Source organism: Pseudomonas koreensis (assembly GCF_036668835.1).
Taxonomy (GTDB): Bacteria; Pseudomonadota; Gammaproteobacteria; order Pseudomonadales; family Pseudomonadaceae; genus Aquipseudomonas; species Aquipseudomonas koreensis_I.
The window spans coordinates 233,686-247,936 of the sequence record NZ_JAZEVW010000003.1; the positions used below are offsets into that span (position 1 = coordinate 233,686).

At 61.4% G+C, this 14,251-nt stretch carries 13 protein-coding genes; 6 read left to right on the top strand and 7 right to left on the bottom strand.

The genetic code is table 11. The features are described 5' to 3' along the window. Positions 1-52: 52 nt before the first annotated feature. Positions 53-1,606, top strand: coding sequence for a PLP-dependent aminotransferase family protein (locus tag V6F91_RS10260; RefSeq protein WP_332764034.1), 1,554 nt, complete (start codon positions 53-55; stop codon positions 1,604-1,606). Between the two features lie 66 nt (positions 1,607-1,672). On the opposite strand, the gene V6F91_RS10265 is transcribed toward V6F91_RS10260, so the two are convergent. The 5 genes from V6F91_RS10265 to V6F91_RS10285 form a co-directional block, all read right to left on the bottom strand. Then, a complete protein-coding gene (locus V6F91_RS10265; RefSeq protein WP_332764036.1) occupies positions 1,673-2,698 on the bottom strand; it encodes a histone deacetylase family protein in 1,026 nt (341 codons plus the stop codon). A gap of 179 nt (positions 2,699-2,877) precedes the next feature. Next, positions 2,878-3,873: an AraC family transcriptional regulator gene (locus V6F91_RS10270; protein ID WP_332764038.1), complete on the bottom strand. Its 996-nt coding sequence runs from the start codon at positions 3,871-3,873 to the stop codon at positions 2,878-2,880. Between the two features lie 110 nt (positions 3,874-3,983). After that, positions 3,984-4,988, bottom strand: a complete 1,005-nt coding sequence (locus V6F91_RS10275; protein ID WP_332764039.1) for an asparaginase — start codon at positions 4,986-4,988, stop codon at positions 3,984-3,986. A gap of 171 nt (positions 4,989-5,159) precedes the next feature. After that, positions 5,160-6,608: an alanine/glycine:cation symporter family protein gene (locus V6F91_RS10280; RefSeq protein WP_332764040.1), complete on the bottom strand. Its 1,449-nt coding sequence runs from the start codon at positions 6,606-6,608 to the stop codon at positions 5,160-5,162. A 535-nt stretch (positions 6,609-7,143) separates the two neighbouring features. Further along, on the bottom strand, positions 7,144-8,568 hold the full coding sequence (locus V6F91_RS10285) for an aspartate ammonia-lyase (protein WP_093096767.1): 1,425 nt from the start codon (positions 8,566-8,568) through the stop codon (positions 7,144-7,146). A gap of 180 nt (positions 8,569-8,748) precedes the next feature. Between V6F91_RS10285 and V6F91_RS10290 the strand changes: the two genes are divergently transcribed. From V6F91_RS10290 to V6F91_RS10310, 5 genes are all read left to right on the top strand, one after another. After that, positions 8,749-9,657, top strand: a complete 909-nt coding sequence (locus tag V6F91_RS10290) for a LysR substrate-binding domain-containing protein (protein ID WP_208939207.1) — start codon at positions 8,749-8,751, stop codon at positions 9,655-9,657. A gap of 332 nt (positions 9,658-9,989) precedes the next feature. Continuing rightward, positions 9,990-10,481, top strand: coding sequence for a 5-(carboxyamino)imidazole ribonucleotide mutase (gene purE / locus V6F91_RS10295; RefSeq protein ID WP_007954291.1), 492 nt, complete (start codon positions 9,990-9,992; stop codon positions 10,479-10,481). Between the two features lie 10 nt (positions 10,482-10,491). Next, entirely contained in the window at positions 10,492-11,574 is a 1,083-nt protein-coding gene (locus V6F91_RS10300) for a 5-(carboxyamino)imidazole ribonucleotide synthase (RefSeq protein WP_332764048.1), read from the top strand. 107 nt (positions 11,575-11,681) lie between these two features. Next, on the top strand, positions 11,682-11,927 hold the full coding sequence (locus tag V6F91_RS10305; RefSeq protein ID WP_208939209.1) for a GlsB/YeaQ/YmgE family stress response membrane protein: 246 nt from the start codon (positions 11,682-11,684) through the stop codon (positions 11,925-11,927). Positions 11,928-12,020: 93 nt separating this feature from the next. Next, on the top strand, positions 12,021-12,557 hold the full coding sequence (locus V6F91_RS10310) for a DUF3299 domain-containing protein (RefSeq protein ID WP_332764052.1): 537 nt from the start codon (positions 12,021-12,023) through the stop codon (positions 12,555-12,557). Between the two features lie 122 nt (positions 12,558-12,679). Here V6F91_RS10310 and V6F91_RS10315 read toward each other — a convergent pair whose 3' ends face one another. Both V6F91_RS10315 and V6F91_RS10320 read right to left on the bottom strand, forming a co-directional pair. Beyond that, positions 12,680-13,579, bottom strand: a complete 900-nt coding sequence (locus V6F91_RS10315) for a D-hexose-6-phosphate mutarotase (RefSeq protein ID WP_332764054.1) — start codon at positions 13,577-13,579, stop codon at positions 12,680-12,682. A 57-nt stretch (positions 13,580-13,636) separates the two neighbouring features. Then, on the bottom strand, positions 13,637-14,041 hold the full coding sequence (locus V6F91_RS10320) for an acyl-CoA thioesterase (RefSeq protein WP_003229628.1): 405 nt from the start codon (positions 14,039-14,041) through the stop codon (positions 13,637-13,639). Positions 14,042-14,251: the final 210 nt, after the last annotated feature.

A 14,251-nucleotide genomic window follows, 5' to 3' on the forward strand; every position in this document is an offset into this window, starting at 1 on the left:
CTATTGGTCTGTTGTAAGAGCCATTGCCGACCAATTTCATAGGTCCATTGTCATGCCTGATTCAGCCCCGTTGTCCATGCCGTTCAATCCGACCGGTATCGAACTCGATCGCCGGCAGGGGTTGAGCCGTCAGCTTTACCAGGCTCTGCGCCTGCGGGTGCTCGATGGACGCCTGGCAAGTGGTACGCGGTTGCCGGCCAGTCGAGATCTGGCGGCAGCGCTGGGTATCTCCCGCAACAGCGTGGTGCGCACTTACGATCAGCTCTATGCCGAAGGGTTTATTGAAGGGCGCGTGGGGGACGGTACTTACGTTGCGCAATTAGTGCCGACAGCGGTGCAGCCAAAAAAACTATCCACAAAACTGTCCACAGGGTTTTCAACAGGCTTACCCACAGCCTTATCCACAAAGTGGCTGGATTTGCCTGTGGTTTCATCCAGTGAAGTTATCCACAGCGGCGGTTTTTTGCGCATCGAAAGCAACCATCTGCCACGACCACCGAGCGGTCCGCCGCGGGCATTCCGGGTGGGTGTTCCGGCTTTCGATCTGTTCCCTTTTGACGTATGGGCCAAGCTGAATGCGGCTTTCTGGCGCAAGCCGGATCTTGAGCAGTTGTGCTACGGCGACCCTTCCGGCGATCAGCGTTTGCGCGCAATGATCGCCGCGTACTTGCGCAGCTCACGTGGCATGCAATGCTCGGCTGAACAAATTGTGATCACCAGCGGTGCACAACAGGGCATAAGCCTTTGTGCACAGTTACTGGTGGAGCCTGGGGACAGTGTCGCGATCGAAAATCCGGGTTACCGCGCAGCCGGTCACGCCTTCGCTGTGGCAGGCGCTCGTTTGCAGGGTATCGCCGTGGACGCCGAAGGCATGGATTGCTCGGCGTTGTCGGCGAGCGGCAACTGCCGCGTGGCCTACGTGACGCCGTCGCACCAGTACCCGACCGGCGTGGTGATGAGCCTGGCGCGGCGCCTCGAATTACTGGCGTGGGCCGAGCGCAGCCAGGCCTGGATCGTCGAGGATGACTACGATGGTGAATACCGTTACACCGGGGCGCCGCTGGCACCGTTGGCAGCACTCGATCGTCAGGGGCGCGTGCTGTACGTCGGCACGTTCGGCAAGGTGGCATTTCCGGCTTTGCGCCTCGGTTATCTGGTGCTGCCGCCGGCGTTGGTGGATGCGTTCTCGCAACGTCGGGCTGTAGACGTCCGGCATTCCGAGGTGAGTACCCAAGCGGTGATGGCCGAGTTCATGGCCGCCGGGCATTTCCAGCGGCACATCCGGCGCATGCGCCGGGCCGCGTTGAGCCGCCGCAACACATTGCTCGACGGCTGGCCGCGTGAGATTGAAGGCGTGGGCGAATTGCCCGCCGTCTCCGCCGGCCTGCATATGACGGTGGCTGTCGATGGCCTCGAGCGCGAGCGACAATTGATCGAACAAGCCGCCCGCGTCGAGGTGGAGATCAATGCCTTGAGCAGTTACTGGCTACCGGACTCCAGCACCCCGGCTGATCAGCGCGCCGGGCTGGTGCTGGGTTTCGCCGCCGTGCCGGAACCGGCAATCAAAGCGGCGCTGATTCGCTTGCGACAGGCATGGCGGGCTTAGAAAACAACGCGCGGGGACAAAAGACCCGCGTCGGCGGGTCATTTATTGCTTGAAGATTATGGGGATTTATCGCTCGAAACCTTCCAGCACGTTCACCGCATTGATGCCGATTTCTTCGACGGCATAACCACCTTCCATGACGAACAGAGTCGGCTTGCCGAGGGCGGCGATGCGTTTGCCCATCGCCAGGTAATCCGGGCTGTCGAGTTTGAACTGCGAGATCGGGTCGTCCTTGAAGGTGTCGACGCCGAGGGAGACGACGATGATGTCCGCGCCATAGCGATCAATCTCGTCGCAGGCCCGATCCAGCGCCGCGCTCCAGACATCCCAGCCGGAACCGGCCGGCAATGGATAGTTAAAGTTGAAACCTTCACCGGCGCCTTCGCCGCGCTCGTCGTCATAGCCGAGGAAGAATGGAAACTCCGCTTCCGGGTGGCCGTGGATCGACGTGAACAGCACGTCGCTGCGTTCATAGAAAATCGACTGGGTGCCGTTGCCGTGGTGGTAATCGACGTCGAGGATCGCGACTTTCTGGTGGCCCTGATCGAGGAACGCCTGCGCGGCGATGGCGGCGTTGTTGAGGTAGCAATATCCACCCATCAGATCGCTGGCGGCGTGGTGTCCCGGTGGACGGCACAACGCGAAGGCCGCGCGTGCGCCACGCTGGATTTCTGCTTGCGCGGTCAGCGCCACTTGCGCTGCGCTATAGGCTGCTTGCCAGGTCCCGGCAGTGATCGGCGCGCCGCCGTCGAAGCTGTAATAACCGAGCTGGCCATGCAGACTGGTCGGCTTGATCGCGCGCAGGGTGCGCGCCGGCCAGGTGTAGGGCAGCAAGTCGCCGTCGGTGTTGAACTCGGTCCAGCGATCCCACGCACCTTTGAAGAACTCCAGATAGTCGCGGTCATGGATGCGTGCGATCGGCTCGAGACCAAAATCCTGCGGCGCTTCGACCGCGCCGAGGTTCTGGCTTTTCACTCGCTGCAAAACGTGGTCGGCGCGTGAAGGCATCTCGAAGCAAGGTTTGAGCTGGCCATCGATAAGCTCGCAGCGGCCGTGGTGCAGGTGGTGATCGTCCGAGTAGATCGTCAGCATTTATTGTTCTCCGCAAGACTGGTTCGGTGACCGTCAGTGTTGCGGCGCGTGGTGAAACGGAGAATGGCAGGAGCGGCCAAAAGGGGATGGATCTGGCCAAAACATGTGTCCGAAATTCGCCCCTTCGACTTGAATCCACCCTCCATCAGCGCCTGGAACAAGGCCCTACATATTGCTCCTCAGTGCGGGCGGAATTGACTCGGTGCCACGCCACTCCAGCGCACGAACGCATGCCGGAAACTTGCGGTTTCGCTGAAGCCCAGCGTTTCGGCAATTCGATAGATCGGCAACTGATCCTCACACAACATCTGCTTGGCTCGCTCGAAGCGCAGTTCATCGAGCAGTTCCTGATAACTGCTGCCCATGTCCTTGAGATGCCGGCGCAAGGTGCGCGGCGAGCATTTCATCTGCTGCGCCAGACCGTCCAGCCCCGGCGCAGCGTTCAGCTGCGCGCTGAGCAACTGCTGAATCCGCCCGAGCCAGGCCTGACGTCCGGTGAACTCCAGATTTTGCTTGCGGCAGCGTTCGGCCATGGTCTGATGAGTGATGGCGTCGGCCAGCGGCAACGGCTGATCAAGCCATTTACGGTCGAAGGCAAACGCGTTGTCCCTGGCCGAAAAGAGCAGAGGCGAGTTGAACGCTTCGGCATAGCGGTCGCGATAGTCCGGCGCGGCATGTTCGAAGCGGGTAGCGAGCAGTGGCAATGGATGCCCGAGCAAGTCGTCGCAAATGACTTTCAGCGACACCAGACAAAATTCGGCGTTGAATACGGCCATCGCCGGGCTCTCGCGATAGTCGGCGGCGACGAACCAGATGCGTTCGCCATCGTCTTCAAGGCTCAACTCGAACAGTGTTCCCAACAGCGCCGGATAACGGATCGCCAGACGCAGAGCGTCACCGAAGGTGGCACAGGTGAGCAAGGCGTAACCGAGGATGCCGTAGCAGGAAACATGCATGCGCCGCCCCAGTTCGAGGCCAATGTCACGCTTGAGCGCAACGGCGTTGGTGCAGACCTGCATCTCCTGGTGGGTGGTAATACGCGTGTCGGCACGCTGCAAATCCGCCGCGGTAATGCCGCTGCCGGCCAGCAATGCCTCGCTCGACAAGCCTTCAGCCTTGAACGTGTTGAGGATCAGTGAGACCGCGTTGAGGGTGGTGAGGTGGGAGTGGAGCATGGGATCTTCCAGCCTGGGGATGGCTGGAACGCAGCAATTTATATGCCGCACAAAGATCCCTTGTGGGAGCGAGCAGGCTCGCTCCCACAAGGGATTTGCGTTTTAACGGTTCAGATCAGCTCACCACACAAATCGAGTTCAATCAGTTGGCGCACTTCAGCGGTCTCAAGCCCTGCGCCCAGCAATCCATGCAACTTGCCAAACGCCGCTTCCCGGGTCATGCCTCCACCGGACAACACGCCCACACCGCGCAGACGGCTGCCAGCTTCATACACATCCAGCTCAACGCCACCTTCATGACATTGCGTCACTGCCACGACGACTACACCGTTGTCCCGCGCGCGGCCAAGGCTGGCGAGGAATTCGGGGTTATCGCTTGGTCCCGTGCCGCTGCCGTAGCACTCCAGCACCAGTCCGTTAATGCCGCTATCGAGCAGGCCGTCGAGAATCTGCGCGCTGATGCCGGGAAACAGCGGCAAAACGGCAACCTTGGCCAGTTGTTTTGGCTGGTTGTAATTCAGCGCGGCTGGAATAGAAGTGGCCTTTACGCCGCCGCCCTGACGCTCCAGGCGCTTGAACGGGTGACGGCCGAAGCTGCGCACTTTCGCGCAACGGGTCGGCGCCAGCAGTTCGCCGTGGAAGTACAAATGCACGCCGGGGGCCAGGCCCTGGCCGAGCGCGACCAGTGCGCCACTGAGGTTTTCCCAGGCATCGCTGTCTGTAACGCCGGCGGGCAGCATCGAACCGGTGAAGCACACGCGAGCATTCAGGCCGAGCAGTTGAAAGCTCATCGCCGCCGCGCTGTACGCCAGCGTGTCGGTGCCATGCAGGATCAATACGCTGTCGCAACCTTGCACGTCGACGGCATCGACCACCGCTTCGCGCAGTTGCTGCCAATAGGCCGGGCTCATGTTGGCGCTGTCGATCAGCGGCGACATCTCGCGAAAGCGCCACTGCGGCACGACCAGCTCCGGCTGGCTGTGCAGGTAGTCACGCATGCGCGATTCGAAACCGGACGCCGGGGCCAGACCGTTGGCGCTGGCCTGCATGCCGATGGTGCCACCGGTGTAGAGCACCATGACGTGTTGGGCAGCGGGATAAGTCGACGAATTCATGGGATTCTCCGAAACGATGAGGGCCCTGTGGGAGCGAGCCTGCTCGTGATGGCGGTTCATCATTCAACATTGGTGTTGGCTGAAAGGCAGCTGTCGCGAGCAGGCTCACTCCTACAAGTTATTGCACCACAATAACTGACGGGCGCAGGGGATGCGCCCGTCATTCACCGGTCAGCGTTGCGCTGCAGGTACGCCTTGCGGCTCGGCTTCGGTCTTGCCCGCAGCTGCCGGCGGGTTGGCCGGCCAGGCGTTGCGATCCAGATCCAGATCGAGGAACTTGCCCGAGTCGAACACTGGCTGTTTGACGCCGGCGCGGCGCTGCTCGTCGTAGTCGCGCATGACGCGCATGCCGACCTTGAACAGCATGGCCAGGGCCACCAAGTTGACGAACGCCAGGCAGGTCATGGTGATGTCGGCAAAGGCGAACACGGTCGTGAGGTCCTGCATCGAACCCCACACCACCAGCGCCAGCACCAGACCGCGGAAAATCATCAGTGCGGCGCGGTTGCGGGTGAGGAATTGCAGGCTGTTCTCGCCCAGATAGTAGTTGTAGAGAATGCACGTGAAGACGAACAGCGACAGTGCGACGCTGACGAACATGCGACCCCAGTCACCGACCACGGCAGCCAGCGAGTTCTGGGTCAGGACAATGCCGTCACCTTCGAAGCCCGGGGTGTAGAAACCCGACAGCAGGATCAGCAGCGCGGTGCAGGTGCAGATCACAAAGGTGTCGAGGAACACGCTGAAGGCCTGGACCACGCCCTGTGCGCCCGGGTGCTTCACGGCCGCCACGGCGGCGACGTTCGGCGCACTGCCGAGGCCCGCTTCGTTGGCGAATACGCCACGCTTCACGCCCATGACAATCGCGCTGCCGAGCAGGCCGGCAAAGGCCGGGTCGAGACCGAAGGCGCTTTTGAAGATGGTTTCCAGCATCGCTGGCACATGTTCGATCTGGGTGCCGATCACGTACAGGGTCACGCCGATATAGGCGAGCGTCTTGATCGGTACCAACAGGTCGGACACCGACGCGATGCGTTTGATGCCGCCGATGAAGGTAATGGCCAGCAGCACGGCCAGGACGATACCGGTGTGCTGTGGGTTGAAGTCAAAGGCGTTCTGCAGCGAGTGCGTCACGGTGTAGGACTGCAGACCAATGAAGGCGAAGCCGTAAGTGACCAGCAGCAGGATGGAGAACACCACCGCCATGCCTTTGAGCTTGAGGCCGTGCTGGATGTAGTACGCAGGGCCGCCACGGTACAGGCCGTCGCCATCGGCGCGCTTGTAGACCTGGGCCAGGGTGCACTCGAAGAAGCTGCTGGACATGCCGACCAGTGCGGTCACCCACATCCAGAACACCGCACCCGGACCACCGAGGGTCACGGCGATGCCGACACCAGCGATGTTGCCCGCGCCAACGCGGCCGGCGAGGCTGAGCATCAAGGCCTGGAACGAGCTGAGTTGCCCGGCGCTGCCTTTGAGGCTGTCGCGGAACACCGCGAACATGTGGAAAAAGTGGCGCAGTTGAACGAAACGCGAGCGAATCGTGAAGTAGCTACCGAGCCCGACAATGAGCACGATCAGTACTTTCCCTGAGAGGAAGTCGTTGATGACTTCGAGCATGGATTTTTCCTCGCTGTTTTTTGTGAGAGCAAATGCTGGATCGGAGAAACATCGTGTTACACCGCTGTGCGCACGGCACAACGGGTGAGGCGAAGGTTTCGTCCCGGATCCATATCGCGGGTTTTGTTATTAGTTCGGGTTTCGCATGGGTTATGGCCTCGTTACCGACGACCGCTCACGCGAAGAGGGGCGGCACTATACCGATCAGTGGCGCGCCCGTCTGCACGGTTGTGGTGCAAGCGACGAAACGAAGCGTTGAAACACCCGGCGTAACCGGCGCCGGGCTTATGCAGGGACTGAGCTTCTGTGGGAGCGAGCCTGCTCGCGAAAGCGTTGTGTCAGACAACACAACAGTGCCTGACAAGGCGACTTCGCGAGCAGGCTCGCTCCCACAGTGTTCAGTCCCAAGGCATTCGTGGTCTCAGGATCAAACAGTTAAAAAAAAGGGCTCGGGGACCAGGTCCCCAAGCCCTCAAAAGGTGAGAGGTGTCTAGTCCCTCGACCTGGTGAGCGGTGCTACAAGTTACGTGTCGGTTCAGGCTTTGAGCGGAACCAGACGCGGAGCAATCATGTTTTCCGGGCGCAGGATGTCGGCGAGCATGGCTTCGTCGAGCAAACCTTCTTCGCGCACCAGTTCCAGCACGCCGCGGCCGCTTTCAAGGGCGAGGCCGGCGATACGGGTGGCGTTTTTGTAGCCGATGTACGGGTTCAGTGCGGTGACCAGACCGATCGAGTGTTCGACCAGTTCGCGGCAGCGCGCTTCGTTGGCGGTGATGCCGACGATGCAGTGCTCGCGCAGCATGTCCATGGCGCGTTGCAGCAGGCGGATCGAGTCGAAGATCTTGAAGGCGATCAGCGGCTCCATCACGTTCAGTTGCAGTTGGCCGCCTTCGGCTGCCATGGTCAGTGCCAGATCGTTGCCGATGACCTGGAAAGCAACCTGGTTCACCGCTTCCGGGATTACCGGGTTGACCTTGCCGGGCATGATCGAGCTGCCTGGCTGACGCGCTGGCAGGTTGATTTCGTTGATGCCGGTGCGTGGGCCGCTGGACAGCAGGCGCAGGTCGTTGCAGATCTTCGACAGCTTCACCGCAGTGCGCTTGAGCATGCCGGAGAACAGCACGAAGGCGCCCATGTCGGAAGTCGCTTCGATCAGGTCGGCGGCTGGAACCAGCGGTTGACCGCTGATCAGCGCCAGACGCTGTACCGCTAGCGCTTGATAACGCGGGTCGGCGTTGATGCCGGTACCGATCGCGGTGCCGCCCAGGTTGACTTCGGTCAGAAGTTCCGGGGCCAGCGTCTTCAGACGGGCCAGGTCTTCGCCCATGGTGGTGGCGAAGGCACGGAATTCCTGGCCGAGGGTCATCGGCACGGCGTCTTGCAGTTGGGTACGGCCCATTTTCAGGACGTGATCGAACTCTTTGCCCTTGGCCGCGAACGCCTGAATCAGGCTGTCGAGGCTGGCCAGCAGGGTGTCGTGACCGAGCAGCAGACCCAGGCGAATGGCTGTCGGGTAGGCATCGTTGGTCGACTGCGCCATGTTGACGTCGTCGTTCGGGTGCAGGTACTGGTATTCGCCTTTCTGGTGACCCATTGCCTCGAGCGCAATGTTGGCGATCACTTCGTTGGCGTTCATGTTGGTGGACGTACCGGCGCCACCTTGAATCATGTCGACCACGAACTCTTCGTGGAAATCACCGCGGATCAATCGGGCGCAGGCTTCGCTGATGGCAGCGTGCTTGGCTTCGCTCAGGTGACCCAACTCGCGGTTGGCGTCAGCGGCGGCCTGTTTGACCATCGCCAGACCCACAACCAGTTTCGGGTAATGCGAAATCGGAACACCGGAGAGGCGGAAGTTGTTCACCGCTCGCAGGGTCTGGATGCCGTAATACGCTTGCGCCGGTACGTCGAGGGCGCCAAGCAGGTCGGTTTCTGTGCGGAAAGATGCAGCGGAGGACATGATGGAAATCATCTCGATAAGGACCCGGTCGGTGCCGGAACGCTGCGAATGCTAGGCTTGTGGGGATTTTTGGGCCAATGCTGTTAAGCACTGGCCTATGCACATTCGGCATAATGTCGGTGTGACGCCGCTGGTGCGGCAGACGTGTGACCTGTTTTGGTGCGTGTCCGGGAGGACGTGATGAATCTGGAAAGCAAATGGCTCGAGGACTTCAGTGCTCTGGCCGCCACCCGCAGCTTCTCGCAGGCGGCCGAACGGCGTTTCGTGACCCAGCCGGCGTTCAGTCGGCGGATCCGCAGCCTTGAAGCTGCGCTGGGCCTGACGCTGGTCAATCGCTCGCGTACGCCGGTCGAGCTGACGGCAGCGGGGCAGTTGTTTCTGGTGACCGCACGCACCGTCGTCGAACAGCTCGGTGAAGTGCTGCGTCATCTGCATCATCTGGAAGGCGGGCAGGGCGAAGTCATTCAAGTCGCGGCGGCGCACTCGCTGGCGCTGGGTTTCTTCCCGCGCTGGATCGCGCAGTTGCGCAACGAAGGCTTGAACATCGCCACGCGGCTGGTCGCGACCAACGTCGGCGACGCGGTGCACGCCTTGCGCGAGGGCGGTTGCGATCTGATGCTGGCGTTCTACGACCCGGATTCGGCGATGCAGATGGACCCGGAAATCTTCCCCTCGCTGCATCTGGGCCAGACCGAAATGCTCCCGGTGTGCGCGGCGGATGCCGAGGGCAAGCCGTTGTTTGATCTGGAGGGCGAGGCAAGCGTGCCGCTGCTGGCCTACAGCGCCGGGGCGTTTCTCGGACGCTCGGTGAACGGTCTGCTGCGCCAGCGCCAGTTGCGCTTCACCACGATCTACGAAACCGCCATGGCCGACAGCCTGAAAAGCATGGCACTGGAAGGCCTCGGCATTGCCTGGGTGCCGCAACTGAGCGTGCGCGCCGAGCTGGCTCGCGGCGAACTGGTGGTCTGCGGTGGCCCGCAATGGCATGTGCCGCTGGAGATTCGCCTGTACCGCTGCGCCCTGGTGCGCAAGGCCAATGTGCGGCTGCTGTGGCGCAAGCTCGAAGGCGGCGCTGCGCAAAGTTCCTAAGCCACCGCAGAGCCAATTGTGGGAGCGAGCTTGCTCGCGAAGGCGTCGTGTCAGAAACATGGATGGCGACTGACACACCGCTTTCGCGAGCAAACTCGCTCACACAGGGGGTTTGCGGTGTTTCTGGACTGACCTTCAAGTCAATAAAACCGGGCCTTTCACTGATTTGACGGATGGTCGTTTCGGGGGCTGTTTATTGCTTTCTTTGCGGTATACTGCGCGGCCTTCGGCCGGCACGTCCGGCCATTTTTCGTACAATCAAGCCACGCAACCTGCGTGGCTTGTTGTTTTATGACGCGCCTGCGGGCGCTCCTGAGAGAAGAGGCGCGACGATGAGTGCACTGGTTGGCGTGATCATGGGCTCCAAGTCCGATTGGTCCACCCTTAGCCACACCGCCGATATGCTGGAAAAGCTCGGCATCCCGTACGAGGTCAAGGTGGTCTCTGCCCACCGCACCCCGGATCTGCTGTTCCAGTACGCCGAAGAGGCTGAAGGCCGTGGCATCGAGGTGATCATTGCCGGTGCCGGCGGCGCTGCGCACTTGCCAGGCATGTGTGCGGCCAAGACCCACCTGCCGGTGCTGGGCGTGCCAGTGCAGTCGGCCATGCTCTCGGGCGTCGATTCGCTGCTGTCGATCGTGCAGATGCCAGCAGGCATTCCGGTCGCCACCCTGGCGATCGGCAAGGCTGGCGCGATCAACGCAGCCCTGCTCTCGGCGAGCATCCTTGGCGCCAAGCATCCGCAGTTCCACGCGGTACTGAAAACCTTCCGTGCCGAGCAGACAGACAGCGTCCTGGACAATCCAGACCCACGTATTGCCTGAGGTTGTTGAGATGAAGATCGGTGTAATCGGTGGCGGCCAGTTGGGTCGCATGTTGGCCCTGGCGGGTACTCCGCTGGGGATGAACTTCGCTTTTCTCGACCCTGCGCCGGACGCCTGTGCGGCTGCGCTGGGCGAACACCTGCGGGCCGATTACGGCGATCAGGATCATCTGCGCCAACTGGCCGATGAAGTCGATCTGGTGACCTTCGAATTCGAAAGCGTTCCGGCCGAAACCGTGGCGTTCCTCTCGCAGTTCGTGCCGGTCTACCCGAGCGCCGAAGCCCTGCGCATCGCTCGCGACCGCTGGTTCGAAAAGAGCATGTTCAAGGATCTGGGTATTCCGACCCCGGCCTTCGCCGACATCCAGTCGCAAGCCGATCTGGATGCAGCGGTCGCTGCGATCGGCCTGCCGGCCGTGCTGAAAACCCGCACCTTGGGTTACGACGGCAAGGGCCAGAAAGTCCTGCGTACACCGCAAGACGTGGTCGGTACGTTCGCCGAGCTGGGCAGCGTCGCCTGCCTGCTCGAAGGCTTCGTGCCGTTCACCGGTGAAGTGTCGTTGATTGCCGTGCGCGCGCGCGATGGCGAGACGAAGTTCTATCCGCTGGTGCACAACACCCACGATAGCGGCATTCTCAAATTGTCGGTCGCCAGTACCAATCATCCGTTGCAGGCACTGGCGGAAGACTATTCCAGCCGTGTGCTCAAGCAGCTCGACTATGTTGGCGTGATGGCGTTCGAATTCTTCGAAGTCGACGGTGGCCTCAAGGCCAACGAAATCGCCCCGCGCGTGCACAACTCCGGGCACTGGACCACCGAAGGCGCCGAGTGCAGCCAGTTCGAAAACCACCTGCGCGCCGTTGCCGGCCTGCCGCTGGGTTCGACCGCCAAGGTCGGCGAGAGCGCCATGCTCAACTTCATCGGCGTGGTTCCGCCAGTGGAGAAGGTCATCGCCATCGAAGACTGCCACCTGCATCACTACGGCAAAGCCTTCAAGGCCGGACGCAAGGTCGGTCACGCCAACCTGCGTTGCGCAGACATGGCCACGCTGCAGGCGCAGATCGTCAAGGTCCAGGCGCTGATCGCCGAGTAACGGCAGTTTCATGTGACAACGGCGGAACCATTGCGGGGCCGCCGTTCTCTGATGGCAGGATGTCAAAGTCTGGCTAGGCTATAGCCAATCAATCAGAGGGAAATGTCATGGGAATTATCGGAACCATCTTTATCGGCTTGATCGTCGGCCTGCTGGCGCGGTTCCTGAAACCGGGCGATGACAGCATGGGCTGGATCATGACCATCCTGCTCGGTATCGGCGGTTCGCTGGCAGCCACTTATGGCGGCCAGGCTCTGGGTATTTATCAGGCGGGCGAGGGTGCCGGTTTCATCGGTGCGCTGGTCGGCGCGATCGTGCTGCTGGTGATTTACGGCCTGATCAAAAAGAACTGATCCAAAGCGACAAAGCCCTCTCTGCCAAATTGGCCGGGAGGGCTAGAATGCTCGGCGATTCACTGTCCTCTCCTTTCTTTACCGAGCCCCTTCATGCGCCGTCTTTTTTTGACTCTCCTCTTGCTGGGCAGCGGTCTGGCCCACGCCGGCGAACTGCCGGAAACCGACTGGCTCGAACTGATGCCCAAGTCGGATCAAAAGGCCCTTGAGGCCATGCCTGAAATCGACCACAACACCCCCGAAGCCACCGGCACCTTCACCGAGAAGGGCGGGATGAAGCAGGCTAAAGGTCTGCCGGCGGTGATGTACTCGACCAAAACCGTGGCGTCGATGAACGACAAGCACATCCGCATCGGCGGTTACCCGGTGCCGCTGGAATCGGATGCCAAGGGTCGCAGCACGCTGTTTTTCCTCGTGCCGTACCCGGGCGCCTGCATCCACGTGCCGCCACCGCCGCCGAATCAACTGGTGCTGGTGCGTTATCCGAAGGGTTTGAAGCTGGACGATATCTACACGCCGTTGTGGGTGACCGGCACCCTGAAGATCGAGAAGGTCAGCAATGACCTGGCCGATGCAGCGTATGCGCTGGAGGCGGACAAGGTGCGGGTGGTGCAGGAGGCTGATCTGTAGGACCTATACAAAACATTGTGGGAGCGAGCTTGCTCGCGAATGCTGCCTCTCAGTCACATTGATGTTGACTGATACGACGCTTTCGCGAGCAAGCTCGCTCCCACAGTTTTATCGGGTGCTGGTTAGAGCGGTTTGCTGGCGACGCTGACACCCATCGTATGGCTCGCCCCCGGCGCCAATGTGACAAGGTCAGCCATCACATTCGCGGTCTCGATGCACAGCATGCGCTGCCAGCCGTCGTTGTCCATGTCCGGCAATGCGGCGGCGCGGTCGATCCAGGGGTTCCAGATCACCGCCGTGCGCGAGCCCGTCGAGGTCAGCACGATGCGGCGTTCCCAGGCTGGATCGACGATGCTCAGTTGCGGCGGAGCGTCGAGGTAGATGCGGTCGGTTTCACCGGCAAACTGCAGATCACCTTGCTGGCTGGCGGTGTTCCAGTCGTCCAGGGTCTCGATGTAATCCAGCCCGGCGACACCATCAACGTGCACGTTACGCACATCACTGACGGCGAAATACGTGTGCAGCGCCTGGCTGAGGGTCACGCTGTCGGCGCCACGGTTGTGGCTGGTCAGGCTGTAGCTCAACTGATCTGCCAGATGCAAAGTCAGGGTCAGATCGACTTCGTGGGGCCAGCCCGGCAGGCCGTTTTCCGGGTAGGGCAGCTTGAACTCGACCTTGATACCGTCAGCCTCCGACTCGATGCCGCCCAGTTCCCAATCCATCGCCCGCACCAGACCGTGCGCGGGGGCCGGTTGTGCGCCGGTGTACATGGCCTGCACGCTCTGCGGGTTGCGTTCGAACTTGCCGAACCACGGCCAGCACACCGGTACGCCGGCACGGGTGCTTTTGCCGGTCTTGAAGTCGGCCTTGTCGTTGAGCCAGATGATCGGCGGCTGGCCGTCGACCTGATAGCTGAGGATGTGCGCACCTTGCTGGGCCACCAGCACTTCGGCCTTGCCGTGGCGGATGCGCCAGCAGTTCAGTTCATCCTGTTTCACGGCTTCAACGTTGGGCGTGTTCATGGGCAACTCTCGATCAGACACTGGGGACGACTATCGACCGCAAAACGGCCGCGAGGTTTAACGCGCGCGTGGCGGCACCGAGCGGGTGCGACCGCTGCCATCGATAGCAACGAAGACGAAGACCGCTTCGGTGACCTTGCGCCATTCGCTGGACAATGGGTCATCGCTCCACACTTCGACCATCATCTGGATCGAGCTGCGGCCGATTTCCAGGGTCTGGGTATAAAAGGACAACTGCGCGCCGACGGCCACCGGCACCAGAAACGCCATGCGGTCGATGGCCACCGTGGCGACACGGCCACCGGCAACACGGCTGGCCATGGCGGTGCCGGCCAGGTCCATCTGCGCTACCAGCCAGCCGCCGAAAATATCGCCAAAGCCGTTGGTTTCGCGTGGGAGCGCGGTGATTTGCAGGGCCAGGTCGCCCTGCGGGATCGGATCTTCTTGTTCGAGCTCTATCATGCCGAGGGGCCTCTGACCCGTGACTCTTCGTGGGTATTGCGGGTGGTAGCCGTCTTCAAGAAAAACGATTCAACACCGAACACACTGCGTTCGTCACGTTTTCCATCAGGCGCCTAAAGGGAAACTCTGCGAAAAAGGCTAAATCCCGAGCAAAGGGCGGGCCAACAACGTTTTCGCACAGCAACCTCTTACAAAACCTGCGCAGGTGGC

Excerpts from the sequence above, each read along its gene's own strand:
- V6F91_RS10260 (WP_332764034.1), top strand. The coding sequence starts at position 53 with ATGCCTGATTCAGCCCCGTTGTCCATGCCGTTCAATCCGACCGGTATC.
- V6F91_RS10265 (WP_332764036.1), bottom strand. The coding sequence starts at position 2,698 with ATGCTGACGATCTACTCGGACGATCACCACCTGCACCACGGCCGCTGC.
- V6F91_RS10270 (WP_332764038.1), bottom strand. The coding sequence starts at position 3,873 with ATGCTCCACTCCCACCTCACCACCCTCAACGCGGTCTCACTGATCCTC.
- V6F91_RS10275 (WP_332764039.1), bottom strand. The coding sequence starts at position 4,988 with ATGAATTCGTCGACTTATCCCGCTGCCCAACACGTCATGGTGCTCTAC.
- V6F91_RS10280 (WP_332764040.1), bottom strand. The coding sequence starts at position 6,608 with ATGCTCGAAGTCATCAACGACTTCCTCTCAGGGAAAGTACTGATCGTG.
- V6F91_RS10285 (WP_093096767.1), bottom strand. The coding sequence starts at position 8,568 with ATGTCCTCCGCTGCATCTTTCCGCACAGAAACCGACCTGCTTGGCGCC.
- V6F91_RS10290 (WP_208939207.1), top strand. The coding sequence starts at position 8,749 with ATGAATCTGGAAAGCAAATGGCTCGAGGACTTCAGTGCTCTGGCCGCC.
- purE (WP_007954291.1), top strand. The coding sequence starts at position 9,990 with ATGAGTGCACTGGTTGGCGTGATCATGGGCTCCAAGTCCGATTGGTCC.
- V6F91_RS10300 (WP_332764048.1), top strand. The coding sequence starts at position 10,492 with ATGAAGATCGGTGTAATCGGTGGCGGCCAGTTGGGTCGCATGTTGGCC.
- V6F91_RS10305 (WP_208939209.1), top strand. The coding sequence starts at position 11,682 with ATGGGAATTATCGGAACCATCTTTATCGGCTTGATCGTCGGCCTGCTG.
- V6F91_RS10310 (WP_332764052.1), top strand. The coding sequence starts at position 12,021 with ATGCGCCGTCTTTTTTTGACTCTCCTCTTGCTGGGCAGCGGTCTGGCC.
- V6F91_RS10315 (WP_332764054.1), bottom strand. The coding sequence starts at position 13,579 with ATGAACACGCCCAACGTTGAAGCCGTGAAACAGGATGAACTGAACTGC.
- V6F91_RS10320 (WP_003229628.1), bottom strand. The coding sequence starts at position 14,041 with ATGATAGAGCTCGAACAAGAAGATCCGATCCCGCAGGGCGACCTGGCC.